Annotated in this window: 11 protein-coding genes; all 11 read left to right on the forward strand. The window is 37.3% G+C overall.

Going from position 1 to position 14,790, the window contains the following annotated elements; genetic code table 11:
* Positions 1 to 17: 17 nt before the first annotated feature.
* The gene (locus tag INP51_RS03780) at positions 18 to 1,100 is read left to right on the forward strand and encodes an FKBP-type peptidyl-prolyl cis-trans isomerase (RefSeq protein ID WP_193736402.1); all 1,083 of its coding nucleotides are present in this window, start codon (positions 18 to 20) and stop codon (positions 1,098 to 1,100) included.
* Positions 1,101 to 1,182: 82 nt separating this feature from the next.
* Positions 1,183 to 2,265: a dTDP-glucose 4,6-dehydratase gene (gene rfbB / locus INP51_RS03785; RefSeq protein ID WP_193736403.1), complete on the forward strand. Its 1,083-nt coding sequence runs from the start codon at positions 1,183 to 1,185 to the stop codon at positions 2,263 to 2,265.
* A gap of 86 nt (positions 2,266 to 2,351) precedes the next feature.
* Positions 2,352 to 3,221 carry a glucose-1-phosphate thymidylyltransferase RfbA gene (gene rfbA / locus INP51_RS03790; RefSeq protein ID WP_193736404.1) on the forward strand — a complete coding sequence of 290 codons (870 nt, stop codon included), beginning with the start codon at positions 2,352 to 2,354 and terminating at the stop codon, positions 3,219 to 3,221.
* A gap of 19 nt (positions 3,222 to 3,240) precedes the next feature.
* Positions 3,241 to 3,801, forward strand: a complete 561-nt coding sequence (gene rfbC / locus INP51_RS03795) for a dTDP-4-dehydrorhamnose 3,5-epimerase (RefSeq protein WP_193736405.1) — start codon at positions 3,241 to 3,243, stop codon at positions 3,799 to 3,801.
* Between the two features lie 14 nt (positions 3,802 to 3,815).
* On the forward strand, positions 3,816 to 4,592 hold the full coding sequence (locus tag INP51_RS03800; RefSeq protein ID WP_193736406.1) for an ABC transporter permease: 777 nt from the start codon (positions 3,816 to 3,818) through the stop codon (positions 4,590 to 4,592).
* Between the two features lie 7 nt (positions 4,593 to 4,599).
* A complete protein-coding gene (locus tag INP51_RS03805; RefSeq protein ID WP_230406928.1) occupies positions 4,600 to 5,334 on the forward strand; it encodes an ABC transporter ATP-binding protein in 735 nt (244 codons plus the stop codon).
* Positions 5,335 to 5,348: 14 nt separating this feature from the next.
* Positions 5,349 to 5,957 (forward strand): hypothetical protein, encoded by a 609-nt coding sequence (locus INP51_RS03810; protein WP_193736408.1) that lies wholly within the window; start codon positions 5,349 to 5,351, stop codon positions 5,955 to 5,957.
* Positions 5,958 to 5,967: 10 nt separating this feature from the next.
* Entirely contained in the window at positions 5,968 to 8,412 is a 2,445-nt protein-coding gene (locus INP51_RS03815) for a glycosyltransferase family 2 protein (RefSeq protein WP_193736409.1), read from the forward strand.
* 29 nt (positions 8,413 to 8,441) lie between these two features.
* Entirely contained in the window at positions 8,442 to 10,979 is a 2,538-nt protein-coding gene (locus INP51_RS16105) for a L,D-transpeptidase family protein (RefSeq protein WP_230406872.1), read from the forward strand.
* Between the two features lie 106 nt (positions 10,980 to 11,085).
* The gene (locus INP51_RS03825; protein ID WP_193736410.1) at positions 11,086 to 12,675 is read left to right on the forward strand and encodes a glucosyltransferase domain-containing protein; all 1,590 of its coding nucleotides are present in this window, start codon (positions 11,086 to 11,088) and stop codon (positions 12,673 to 12,675) included.
* Between the two features lie 21 nt (positions 12,676 to 12,696).
* Complete coding sequence (locus tag INP51_RS03830) at positions 12,697 to 14,688, forward strand: S-layer homology domain-containing protein (protein ID WP_193736411.1); 1,992 nt, start codon at positions 12,697 to 12,699, stop codon at positions 14,686 to 14,688.
* The last annotated feature ends 102 nt before the right edge of the window (positions 14,689 to 14,790 follow it).

The raw sequence follows: 14,790 nt of genomic DNA on the forward strand, positions 1-14,790 counted from the left end.
AAGGCCTGGCTTTGAGTATGAAAAAGGGAAGAGTATTTCTTATAGTGAGTTTATGTATGACACTCATAGTAATCTCTGGATGCGGAAAAAGTAGAAAATCTCATTCGGATATTCCAAAATCAGATGATGAAGAGTATGGAATGGAGATTGTAGACGATACAAATAAGAATGTTAATATCTTAGACATTGTTGATCTGGGAGATTATAAAAATCTGAAATTAAATCATCAAGAAAAGAAAGTGACTAATTCCGATGTGGAAAGGGCAGTTGCAGATGCTTTACAAAACACACAAATCGTTGATGAGGGTGCTGAAAGTGGGGATTGGGTTTTTGCCAGTTTTACCGGACAGGTTGATGGAACCATAATATCTGATGAATCAAATGAAGGAATGCAGTTTAAAATTGGAGAAAGTGGCATGCCTTTTGGATTTGATGAATCTATTATTGGGTTGAAACCTGGTGAATCAAAAGATATAGACTTACAATTACCTGATGAATATAAGAAAAACCCTGATTTATCCGGAAAGAAGATAACGTATTCCATTATAGTGAATTCTATTACAAGATCGTATCCTGAGCTTACCGAAGATTGGATTCACAAGTACACAGAATATAGTTCAAAGGATGAATACAAGAGTTCGGTCAGAGAAAATTTGATACAGGAGGCGTCATTAAATCAGAATGACATTGACGAGGAGGAGTTTTGGGAAAAGATTAAAAAGACCTGTATTATTGAGAAATACATAAAAACGGATATTGATTCAGCAAAGAAACAATTTGATTTAAATATGAATAATAATTTGCAAATGTCCGGCATTGATCTGGACACTTATAAAAGTCAAATGAAGTTAAATGATAAAGAATATGAGAAACAAAAGATTAATGATATAAAAAGAATTGTAGAACAGGATATGATAATCCGTGCCATTTCTAAAAAAGAAGGATTTAAAATTGATGATGAAAAATCAAAAGAGGTTATTATGGACATGGCTAATGAGTACCAGATGACGGAGCAGAGTTTCCGATCGCTGTTCAAAAAGAAGGATCTTGAAAAGCAAGTCATGAGAAGAAGGGTTATTGATTTGATTGCTGAAAATTAAACTTGCTTGCACTGACCTAGATTTGATGATATAATTACCGAAGTCAAAAGTCATTTTTGAATGAAAATTGGAGGATAAAAAGATGCGTACCTACTTGGTGACTGGTGGAGCCGGATTTATCGGTTCAAACTATATACATTATATGTTTAAAAAGTATGATAATGAAATTAAAATAATTAATGTGGACAAGCTAACTTATGCAGGAAATCTCGAGAATCTGAAAGATCTCGAGAATCGAGATAACTACACATTCATTAAGGCTGATATTTGCGACAGAGATTCCATTAACAAAGTTTTTGAGCAAAATGATGTTCAAAGAGTTGTCCATTTTGCTGCAGAAAGTCATGTTGATAGGAGTATCAAAGATCCGGAAGTGTTTGTAAGATCGAATGTATTGGGTACTATGGTCATGCTTAATGCAGCGAAAGATTCATGGGAACTTCCAGATGGAACATTTAAGCCGGATCATAAGTTCCTTCACGTGTCGACGGACGAGGTATATGGCTCGTTAGAAAATGAGGGGGAATACTTTTATGAGACAACACCCTATGATCCTCACAGCCCCTATTCCGCCAGCAAGGCATCATCAGATATGCTTGTAAAGGCATATATGGATACCTACCAGTTTCCGGCAAACATTACTAACTGCAGCAACAATTATGGTCCCTATCAGTTTCCTGAAAAACTGATCCCTCTTATTATCAATAATGCACTTCAGGGAAAGAAACTTCCCGTCTATGGTGATGGTAAAAATGTACGAGATTGGTTATATGTTGAAGATCACTGCAAGGGTATTGACATGGTTCAGGAAAAGGGCAGATTGTTTGAAACTTATAATATCGGTGGGCATAATGAAAAGCAGAATATTCAGATTATTAAAATTATTATTGAATGTCTGCAGAAAATGCTCCCTGATAACGATCCAAGGAAAGCCCTGGTGAGTGATCAGCTAATTACTTATGTTGAGGATCGAAAAGGGCATGATCGCCGCTATGCGATATCACCAGATAAAATTAAAAAGGAGATAGGATGGTATCCGGAAACAAAATTCGAAGACGGAATTCGAAAAACAATTGCATGGTTCTTCGATCATGAAGATTGGATGAAGAATGTTACAAGTGGTGACTATCAAAAGTACTATGAAGATATGTACAGCGACAGATAATATTTGCATGTACTTGCCAAAAATGCAGTGAGGGTGTTCCACACTGCTTTTTGGCATCTTTTTGATGAAAAACGGAGGAATATAAGATGAAAGGTATTATATTGGCAGGGGGATCGGGCACGCGTCTATATCCACTGACTAAAGCCATATCAAAACAGATCATGCCGGTTTATGACAAACCTATGATCTACTATCCATTGTCTACACTGATGCTTGCAGGCATTAGACAAATTTTAATTATTTCAACACCGAGGGACTTGCCTGTCTTTAAGGAACTTTTTGGTACTGGCGAACAACTAGGGCTTTCTTTTGAGTATGCGGTACAGGAGAAACCCAGAGGGCTCGCAGATGCATTTCTCGTAGGAGAAAAGTTTATCGGAAATGATAATGTTGCACTGGTTCTGGGAGATAATATTTTTTATGGACAGAGTTTTTCCAAGGTTTTAAAATCTGCATCGGAAAGAGAAAAAGGCGCTACTATTTTTGGATATTATGTGCGTGATCCCAGAGATTACGGGGTAGTTGAATTTGATAAAAGCGGAAGAGCTTTATCAATTGAAGAAAAACCGGAGATACCAAAGTCTAATTATGCCGTTCCAGGATTATATTTTTACGACAATGATGTTGTAGAGATTGCTAAAAATGTAAAACCTTCTGCTCGTGGAGAGATTGAGATTACGAGTGTGAACAATGAGTATCTCAGACGAGGTACCTTGCAGGTAGAAACGCTTGGTCGTGGTTTCGCCTGGTTAGATACCGGAAATCATGATTCGCTTTTAGAGGCAGCAGATTTTGTTTCGGCATTTCAGAATCGACAAGGTCTTTATATCTCATGCATAGAAGAGATAGCATATAAGAAAGGATATATCTCAAAAGAACAATTGATAAAACTTGCCCAGCCACTCCTAAAGACAGAATATGGTAAATACTTGATGGAAATCGCTGAGGGACTTTAAGTGAAAAGAGGAACTAATAATGGGAAAAATTAATGTTGAAACATGTAATATTGAAGGATTAAAGGTTATATCGCCAACTGTATTTGGTGACAAACGAGGATATTTCATGGAGACATATAATCGTAAGGATTTTGAAGCAGTTGGAATAGATATGGAGTTCGTACAAGATAATCAGTCGGCTTCAAAAAAGGGAGTATTAAGAGGGCTGCATTTTCAGATTAAATACCCACAGGATAAGCTTGTCCGTGTTGTCAGCGGAGAAGTTTATGATGTGGCGGTGGATCTAAGACCAGAGTCTGAAACATATGGAAAGTGGTATGGAGTACTGTTGTCAGCAGAGAATAAAAAGCAATTCTTCATCCCTAAAAACTTTGCACATGGTTTTATAGTACTTTCTGAGAATGCCGAGTTTGCTTACAAATGCACGGATTTTTATCATCCGAATGACGAAGGTGGAATCTTGTGGTCAGATCCCGATATAGGTGTTGAGTGGCCAGTACCTGAGGGAATGACAAAAGGGGATTTAATCATATCAGATAAAGATACAAAGTGGTTGGGAATCAAGAATCTGAAGAGATAACTGGAGGTTTAAATTTGTCAACTTATTTTAACAATTTTTTAAAGTATAAACCTCTGCTGAGTGAGCTTACGATGAGAGATATTAAGACAAGATATAGGCGTTCTGTGTTGGGAGTGTTTTGGTCTTTGCTTAATCCACTTTGTCAGATGATCGTTTTAAGTGTTGTATTCTCCAGCCTTTTTAGGAACGATATTGAAAATTTCCCATTATACATTTTAAGCGGTCAGGTAATATTCAATTTCTTTACTGAGTCTACAAGCACTGCGATGAGTTCTATTATAGGGAGTTCCTCGTTGATTAAAAAGGCATATATTCCTAAGTATTTATTTGTCCTTTCGCGTATTTTATCAAGTGGAGTCAATGTGTTGGCTTCCTTTGCTGCGCTTATAGTAGTGATGCTTGCAACACATCAGGAATTTCATATTACGATTATCCTTGCGATAATCCCAATAATATTTGTAGTCGTTTTTTCCAGTGGAGTAGGCTTGATATTGGCTTCATATGCTGTCAAGTTCAGGGATATCATACATCTGTATGGAGTTTTTATCACTGCCCTGATGTATATGACGCCTATTATTTATCCAATGTCCATGCTTCCGGAAACAGTGAAAAAAATTGTAATGCTTAATCCTCTGACAAACATGGTTATTATGTTTAGAAACCTTGCACTGGATGGAATTTTACCGAGTATGGCCTCAATTTTACTTGCGCTGGCCGAGTGTATCATAGTTGTCGTTGTAGGATTATATGTGTTCTATAAAAAGCAGGATTCTTTCATCCTGAACTTGTAAGGAGATAATTATGAGTAATGTAATGATAGATGTAAGTGATGTCTCCATACGTTTTAACTTAGAGCGGGAGCGAGTTAATAGTCTGAAAGAATATCTGATAAGAACGATAAAAGGTACAATACAATATGATGAGTTCTGGGCACTGCAGCACATATCCTTTCGGGTTGAAAAAGGTGGATCATTAGGACTGGTGGGCTTAAACGGAAGCGGTAAAAGCACATTGCTTAAGGTGATTGCAGGTGTGTTAAAACCAACGGAAGGTTCAGTAAAAGTGAATGGAACTATTGCTCCACTGATAGAATTAGGGGCAGGTTTTGATTTTGATCTTACTGCGCGTGAGAACGTATTTTTGAATGGTGCAATATTAGGTTATTCAAGAAAGATGATGCTTGAGTACTATGATGATATTGTTGATTTTTCAGAACTGGTAGATTTTATGGATGTTCCTGTGAAAAACTTTTCCTCAGGAATGTTGTCCAGGCTGGCGTTTGCAATCGCTACAATTGGAAAACCAGATATCTTGATTGTCGATGAGGTTTTATCTGTCGGTGATTTCCGTTTCCAGCAAAAGTGTGAAGCACGAATACAGAATATGATCGGGTCAGACACCACAGTGTTGTTTGTATCACACAGCATTGAACAGGTGAAAAAGATCTGTAAAAATGCCCTTTGGCTTGATAAAGGTCATATGAAAATGTATGGAACAGCAGAAGAAGTGGGAAATCAGTATGAAATATCGTGAGATTGAGGTATAAGATGAAAAAAGCAATAAAATATATCATAGCAGCGTTTGTCATTATAGGATTTTCTTCACTTTATGCAAATATAGATAAGGAAATTCCAATTTATGATAAAACTGTTGATACAGCACTCTATGGAAATATGGGAGAACTTCATCAGGGGATTTATATACAGCAGGAGTTTATCTCAAAAAAATCTGTTTTGGATGGAATCAGTATTAAATTTGGTACTTATGGTATTGATTTGACATCTACCTATGATTATCAGATTCTTGACGGAGATTCCGGAAAGATAATAAGAAATGGGATATTAAAAGGTGCAGATGTTGAAAATGGAAAATTTCATGTAATCCGCTTTAAACAAATTAAGGGCTGTAAAAATCAAAATTTTGTTTTTCGATTCGGCTCCTCTAATGCCCAGGTTGGCAATGCACTGACTGTTTTTAATGTACCCAAGGGCAAAGAGAGGGTAAAATTAACATTAAATACCGATAGTTTTGATCACAATACACTGGCAATGCGTACAGTGAGCCATCAGTTTGATGTTGAGACATTCATTAGCGTTATATTTGCATTGACCTATCTGTATGTGTTTATTATTATTTTATTTAAGTTCTTTAATTAAAGGATAAATTATGCAAAACGATATATATGAAGTTAAAAGAGAACGCTTTGATCTGGTAGATGACAGTATCTATATTTTACAGGGAATGTTTCCGAAAAAATATGATGTCAGGGCTAAAATTGGCAAACAAAAACTTGAATCCTCAGTAAAATTGTGGGATAATACAAGTGTATTGGAAAGATTTGCCGATCTGGATGCAGCTGTCGGAGAAAAAGTAACAATACAAGTAAAGATTCCTGAGAAAATTCCTACACATGAAAAACTGACGATTGAGGCAGTGAAAGATAGTGACCATATTATGTGGTTTACAATTACGACGCGGGAATTAGTGAGAAAACAAAAAAGAATTCAATATTTTATTGAAGAGGAGCACGTTAGTTTTGCAGATAAAACCTGTAAAATAAGGGGTTGGGCAGTGAGCACTGATCCATTGGATATTTCCGTATGGGATGCAAACAGAGAAAAGGTTAACTGCAATATCCAGAGGCTGAACAGACCAGATGTCGTTGAATTATTTAAAGAGTATCAGGTCGAAGAAAAGTGCGGTTTTTATATCGAATTGGATCATATTTCAGGTAAACAATATGGTTTAGTGATGTCGGCTGGAGATGAAGATATGATCTATAATATCTCCTTGAGTAAGAGCCGAATCTTATCTCACAAAATTGTAAAGTATTCGAAAAAAGGTTTAAGATATTTGCAGAATCATGGATTCAAGGCATTCATTAATAAAGCATTAATTAAGATTCGCCAAAAAAAACAAGGTCCTGTGGATTACCAGAAATGGCTGCCAAAACATCTTCCCACAAAAGAAGAACTTGACAGACAGAGAAAAGAAGTATTTAAGGTTCAACCCAAATTTAGTATTGTTGTTCCGTTGTATAAAACACCAGAGCGATATCTTGCTGCACTTATTGAATCTATTGAAAAACAGACATATACAAATTGGGAACTTTGTTTTTCTGATGGAAGTGGAGCGGGGTCTCCACTGAAACAATATTTGGATGAATTGGTAAAAAAAGATTCCAGGATTAAAGTGATTAAATCAGATGTGCCAAAAAAAATTTCGGAAAACACAAATCGTGCAATTTCGATAGCAACAGGTGATTATATTGTTTTTGCTGATCATGATGATGTTTTAACAGAGCATGCACTTTATGAATGTGCCAGAGCTGTAAATAATAATTCTGATATAGATGTAATTTATTCGGATGAAGATAAGATGTCTATGGATGGAAATAAGTTTTTTCAGCCTCATTTTAAACCTGATTTTAATATTGACCTTTTATGTTCTGTTAACTATATCTGTCATCTGTTTGTGGTGAAAAACAATCTGCAGAAAAAAGTTGGTTTACTTAGAGAAGAATTTGATGGTGCGCAGGATCATGATTTTATTTTCAGATGTGTGGAAAAAGCCAAACAGGTTTACCATATACCAAAGATATTATATCACTGGAGAAGTCATGAAAATTCTACGTCTGAAAATCCGGAGAGCAAGCTATATGCCTTTGACGCCGGGAAACGTGCTGTCCAGTCACATTATGACAGAATGAAATTTCCGGCAATAGTATCAGAAGGCGAGTATCTTGGGCTATATCGTACAACGTATATCATGGATATAAAGCCATTGGTTTCGATTGTTATACCTAATAAAGATCATATTGATGACTTGAACCGTTGCATAAGCAGCATAGAACAGAAGTCTGAATATGAAAACTATGAATATATAATCGTTGAAAACAATAGCGAGGAACAAGAGACATTTGAATACTATAAGCAATTGGAAAAGGAAAATTCTAAAGTCAGAGTCGTATATTATAAGGGAAAATTTAATTTCTCTTCGATAAACAATTTCGGTGCGAAGTTTGCAAAGGGTAAATATTTATGGCTACTGAATAATGATACCGAGATTATTAATAATAACTGCATTGAGGAGCTGGTGGGATACTGTACGAGAGAAGATGTGGGTGTCGTTGGGGCAAGGCTTTACTATGAGGACGATACAATCCAGCATGCAGGAGTTGTTGTGGGATTTGGTGGAATTGCAGGGCATTGTTTTGTACAACAGCCAAGGGGTTCTACTGGTTATTTCCATAGAATTATATGTGCTCAGGATTATAGTGCAGTAACGGCTGCCTGTATGATGGTGAAAAAGTCGGTATATGATGCAGTCGGTGGAATGACTGAGGAGTTGGAAGTGGCTTTCAATGACATAGATTTTTGCCTGAAGGTACGATCTCTTGGTAAACTGGTGGTCTATAATCCATATGCTGAGTTATATCATTATGAATCGAAATCTAGGGGATTGGAAGATACACCAGAGAAGATTAGACGGTTTCAGGGTGAGATTGCCATTTTTGAAAAAAGATGGCCTGAAATATTAAGAGATGGAGATCCGTACTATAATCCTAATTTAACATTAGAAAGTCAGGATTTTTCATTGAAACGTATATAAGTTTGAGTTGGGGATGAGGAGGTTTACAGATGAAAAAGAAAAAAATTTTAATTGTTACAATAGCTTTGACAATGTCACTTGGAACCCAGGTAATATGGGCGGATAACGCGCCATCGACATATGAAGCATCAGGCATCAGTAATAGTTCAGAAGAGAAGGATAAACCAGCAGATGGATTCGAAGATCCAGATGAAAACAAAAAGGATGAAGTTTTTTCTGACGATTCTTTAGAAAACAAAACTCCATCCCCTGAAAATGAGTCGGATTCTGAGCTTTTGCCTCAGAATGCTGTGCAGGAATACTCAAATACAATCACGCCTGAAGATCAGAAAAAAATTGAGTTTCATATGAGAGGTATTGATGCAAAACTTAGCAAGGACGGATCAAATGTCACAGTTACACCACAATATACTTCAAATGTAGATAGTACCCATATTAATTTCCGATATCTGATTTATGATCTTCAGAAATTAATATGGACAGAAATTCCTGCTGGTGAATCAGATGATTCAAGTTGCGTCTGGCAGCCTTCTCAACCGGGAACGTATTGGATCCATGTGATTGCTGATCCTGGTAATGGTACAGAATATACAAGTACGATTGGCTATGTTATTCAGGGAGCAAGGCTTGGGGATTTTTCCATGGACCACAGTAGTTCACAGCCATGGGATACTGCGATTACCTTACACGGATCAATAGTCAATCCATTATCTGAAGAACTTACCTATGAGTATCTGGTGTACGATGGAAGGTACTGGATGAGCCTGTATAAGTCTGAAGAACTGAAAGATTTTACATATACAGCTGACAAACCAGGCAGTTACTTGATCTGCTATCAGGTTTACAATGCGGAAGGGGTTGTTATAGGACAGAAATTTTTGGGATATGATGCACAGGAATTATCTGTCAGGATCAATGCGATACATGCAAATATAAGCGTATCAGGGGGAGTGGATCTCAGCATAGATGGCGGAACAAATGATTCTCAGACGGAATTTAAATGGGTAAGCTATGATCTAACAAAGAAGCAATGGATACTGATACAGGATTGGTCGACGAAGGTGAATGCACATTGGTCACCGAAGAGCGCGGGTCCTTATTGGATACAAGTAGAGGGGAAGACCAGAACGGGTCAGACCGACAATATGCTGATCGGATATAATGTAAAAGACATTAAGATTACCTCCTTTACAAGTGATATCAGTTCTCCAAAGGCGATTGGTACGACGATCGGATTATCCGGAACTGTGGAAAATCCAATGAACCAGAAGCTGCAGTATCGTTATATAGTTTATGATGGGACAACCTGGAGAGAGTTGTATTCTTCTGATAATCTGCAGAAAGTGTATTACTGGAAACCGGAACAAAAGGGAAATTATCTTTTATGCCTGGAGGTGACAGGGCCTGACGGTAAAGTTTATCAGTCATTTATGTCATACCAGATACAAGCTCTTTCGACAAAATTAAAAAATTTGCAGGTATATACGCCTGATTATCGGACATATTATATCATGCAAAATGTTGATTCTAATGATGGGAATTTGAAATACAAGTATCAGATCTATGATCTGAGAACGAAACAATGGCATATGCTTTCGTCTGGCGGAGTAAATACATATTGGCAGCCGAAGACCAGTGGGGACTATTGGATTCACGCATCCATTGTCGGAAGTGATGGCAAAGAATATACACAAACGATAGGGTACCACATTAAAGGATATTCTATTGGCAGTTTTGGCTTTTCGGGTAATTTGGAAGCCGGAAAAACTGCTAAGCTTTCTGCGAGTGGATATAATTATCTGGGTGAGAACTATACTTTTACTTATCTGCAATGGAACGGATCTGGATGGAATATCTTATATCGTGGAAATTCTCCTTCTGCTGTCAACTGGACGCCGCCTGTCAGCGGTGACTATGCCTTTTGCTGTCAGGTATCGAATCCGTATGGAGTAGTTGATACCAAAACAATTCACATTTCCAACAGAGACTTTACGAAAACGGGATGGTATTACGAAAACGGTTATAAGTTTTATTATATTAACAATCAAAAACAATTAGACCTCGATGGTATTTTACCAAGGCAGTCATCTTATATTGCCAGAGTCAACCGAACAACCTGCACTGTCACGATTTATGCAGCAGACGGAGGTAATGGGTATATTATACCTGTAAAGCGTTTTGCATGCTCTGTCGGACTTCCGGGAACACCTACTCCAACTGGGACTTATCGAACGTCTGTAAAGTATCGTTGGCATGAGCTGATGGGACCATCGTTCGGTCAATACTGTACTCGAATTGTAGGCGGGATCCTTTTTCATTCGGTAGCAGGTTCAAACACGACAAGTTTTAACCTAAACCCATCCGAATATAATAAGTTGGGGAAACCGGCATCCCACGGATGCGTAAGGCTGAGCGTCAGAGATGCAAAATGGATCTATGATAATTGCAAGATAGGTATGCAGGTCACGATCTATGACAGTTCAAATGCGGGGCCTTTGGGACAGGGACCCGTATACCGAATAACGAATCCCGGACAAAATTGGGATCCGACAGATCCTAATGTTTGATACAAAGAGAAAGTAATATAATTATCTAACTTATAGCTGTTGCTCCAGAAGATTTGTGGTGTATCCTCTGGAGCAACAGTTGTTCTAAAGGAGCAGAGTGACAGATATGATGAAAAAATTTGATACCATTGATGAATTTATAAAAAAAAGCCGATGGTCCATCGTGATATACTTTTTCTTTATTCTGTTTTCATATGGAATAAAGCTATTTCATGTTATAGTTTCAATTGATACAGAGAGTATCATAAGTGTACCGGAAGCTTTGTATAAGGCATGGTTTGGTATGGGACGCTTTGGAGCAGTGCTGCTTAAAAAGATTTTGGGGACATATTGGTTTAATCCATATGTAGCGTCTTTTATGATGGTTGTGATGCTGCTAGTAGGTGGTCTTATATGGATGTACTTATTTTCAAACCTGAATGATTCTCTGAGTAAAATTGGTTGGATTTTCCCTACTGTGTTTTTTACATCACCTATAATGGCTGAGCAGTCCAGCTTCTTGCTGCAGGCATATGAAGGTGCTTTCTGTATTGCACTGGTAGGAGTATCTTTGATATTTTTTTTCAAAGCTATTTATTATAGCAAAGGTTACTATTATATTCTTTCAACGATTTGTATTTTCTTTAGTTTTTCGACATATCAGTCAACTGTAATCTTATTTATAACAGGTGCAATTTCATCATTTTTACTTTTTTATGATGATATTGACAGAATTCAAGTAAAAGAAGACAAAACTTTTAAACAGGTAAAACACGGAGAAGATTCGAGAACAGTTATATGTTGGAGGACAATTGGGGGATTGATTCTAGAGTTTGTATTAGCATATTTCATATATTCTGTTGTAAACAAAATCGTGTTGTCTGTTCTGAATATACAAACGCACCCCTATATCACAGATCAAGTCAGATGGGGTAAGGATTCATTGAACGAATGTTTGAGAAACATAGTAAAGCAGGCTAAAAACATCTTGTTTGGAAAATCTGTCTATTATAATTTTGCCCTTGTTGTTTTAATAGTTGTATTCTTAATATATATTAGTTTACAGTTCGTACAGAAAAAGAAGGCTTATTATATTTATTTTCTTGCTTCTCTCGCTCTATGTATTTGCCCGTTTATTATGATCCTGTTGCTGGGCGGCACTGCAAGCGTCAGAACAGAATGGACGATTCCATTTGTAACAGCTTTTTTAAGTATGTACCTTGCAGGACACATTATTTGTTTTGACCGTGATATAATTCCATTGTCGCTCAAAAGGGCTGCTTTGCTGGGATTCTTTGCTTTGAGTATGCAGCAGGCCTCGGTAACTGCAAGAATATATTACACGGAATATGCAAAGTTTCAGCAGGACATGGTACTTGCCATAAAGATATCGGATCGCATTGATCAATTAAATTTAGGAGATCCACCGGAAAATCCGGTAGTATTTATTGGGGCAAGACCAACACATATAACCCCATCCATGTATACCGAGAAAGAGATAGAGTTAAGCGGGAGATCCTTGTTTTCTATGTCTTTTTATACCCAGCATGGAACATATGTGATGCGTAATTTTATGAAGAGTATAGGCTATGAATATGCGTTTCCGAGCGAAGAGCAGATACAAAAAGCAGAAGAAATTTCAAAAACTATGAATTCTTGGCCGGACACAAACAGTGTAAAAAATGAAGAGGGGATTATTGTGGTTAGATTATCATGAATACAGTTAGGAGAGAATGATATGCATACAAAGCAAATGATAAAAGCGTTGATGATTACAATTTCTATCGCGCTGAATGTATCCGTGGGAATTTCGATTAAAGCGGATTCAATAGCAGGAGAACGTTGTGATGAACAAGAACACGTTACAGGGATGGACGAGAATGGTAACGTTTCTGATTTGTCTGTTGAGAACGGAAGTTTTGAAAATCATCCGTCCTTATTTTCAACGGATAATGTTCAAATCGTAAACTTTAACATATCCGGCAGCAAGGTTACCGAATATGTAAATTCTGAAGACAGTAAGTTGGTAGGCTATTTAAATGGTGCCTATGCAGCGGACGGAGCTTATCTGGGAACGACAGGTAATGGCAAAGTGAAATTCATGATTGCTGGTGAAATAGGTGTTGTGGATTCAGAGGATGTTCAGGTGGTGAATTATAAAGATGCAAAATCTGTAAGCTATTATACAGTGTCGGGGGGGAGATTAATACACAAAATAACTACAAATATGACCAAGGCATCTTATGCAAGTTCTCTTGACAATGGACAAGCGCCCACATATTTAAAAGATGGTGCAAAATACTATAGCTATGATGGTCATTATTTCTACAGTGAGAATCAATATGCACAGATGCTGGAAGATTATAAAAATAACAATCGAGATCATTCAGTGAATAATAATAGCCCCTTTTACAATTATTATCAATTTCTTCCGCTAAGGAGCACTACTCGCTATTCTGAAGATGAGTTAAACAATATTATCAGGAATCGACCGATTAATGTAAATTCAAAGATGCAGAACATTGCATCATCTCTGATTGAGAATCAGAATAAGTATGGGGTTAACGCATTGTTGGTTGCCGGAATTGCAGGAAATGAAAGTGCATGGGGAACAAGCAATATATCGCAGACAAAGAATAATCTGTTCGGACTAAATGCAGTAGACAGTAGTCCGGGTGCAAGCGCAAATACATTTTCCAGTGTTGATCAGTGTATCAAAGAGTTTACGGAAACCTGGATGTCAAAACAATATATGAATCCGTCAAATTGGAAACATGCGGGTAGTTTTCTGGGAAATAAGGAAAGCGGGTTTAACGTACGGTATGCCTCGGATCCGTATTGGGGAGAAAAGGCTGCTGCCGGTGCATATGTTCTTGACAAGAATGGCGGAAACAGGGACATGTATTCATTCAGGGTAGGTATTAAAAACGCATTTACACAGGTAAATGTCAGGCGTGGCAGTTCAACAAGTACAAAAGCAGTGTATCAGACCCCAAAGCAGAGAAATACAACTTTTATTGTACGCAGGAAGAATCCGATAAATAATTTTTATGAGATTCAAAGTGATGGCGTCCTTAATGCAGATCGAACAAATCTTGATGAGTCAGGCGAATACAATAAAAGCAATATGTTGGTCAATATATCTTCAAACTACATAAAAGTAATATCAGATTCCAATATGAACTTTCGGGATGTTAATTCCGGAGATTGGTACTATGACGAGGTGGATTATGTATCAAAGATTGGAATTATGACAGGAATGAAGACTGATATCTTTGGACCTATGGATTCAATTGCCAGAGCACAGTTTGCTGTAATGCTGTGGAGAATAGGCGGTGAGGAACCGATACCTTATAATGGAAAATTTCCGGATGTGGGCAATAATATATGGTATACAGACGCAATAGCCTGGGCCAGTAAATATAACATTATTACGGGTTATCAGGATACAGGAAAATTTATGCCGGCCAGTCCGATAACAAGACAGGAGTTGGCTGTAATGCTCTACAGATATGCGAATTATAGGAAGATGGACACGAATAAAAAAGCTGATTTATCTAAATTTAAGGATTCTACAATGGTTATTGATTATGCAAAAGATGCAATGCGATGGGCCGTAGGCAGCGGAATCATAACAGGAAAATATCAGGGGACTCAGTTAGATCCGTTAGGAGTGACCTCAAGAGCAGAATGTGCCATTATGATAGACCGTTTCCTTAAGTTAATATAGCAGGACTAATGATAGAAGTAACAGAGAAGCAGCTTGGGATGCTGTTCTCTGTTACTTTTTTAAAAATTAGACTATTTGTGAAGCCCTCTCAGTTTACCGTTG

Origin of the sequence: Blautia liquoris (assembly GCF_015159595.1) — a bacterium.
Classification (GTDB): domain Bacteria; phylum Bacillota; class Clostridia; order Lachnospirales; family Lachnospiraceae; genus Novisyntrophococcus; species Novisyntrophococcus liquoris.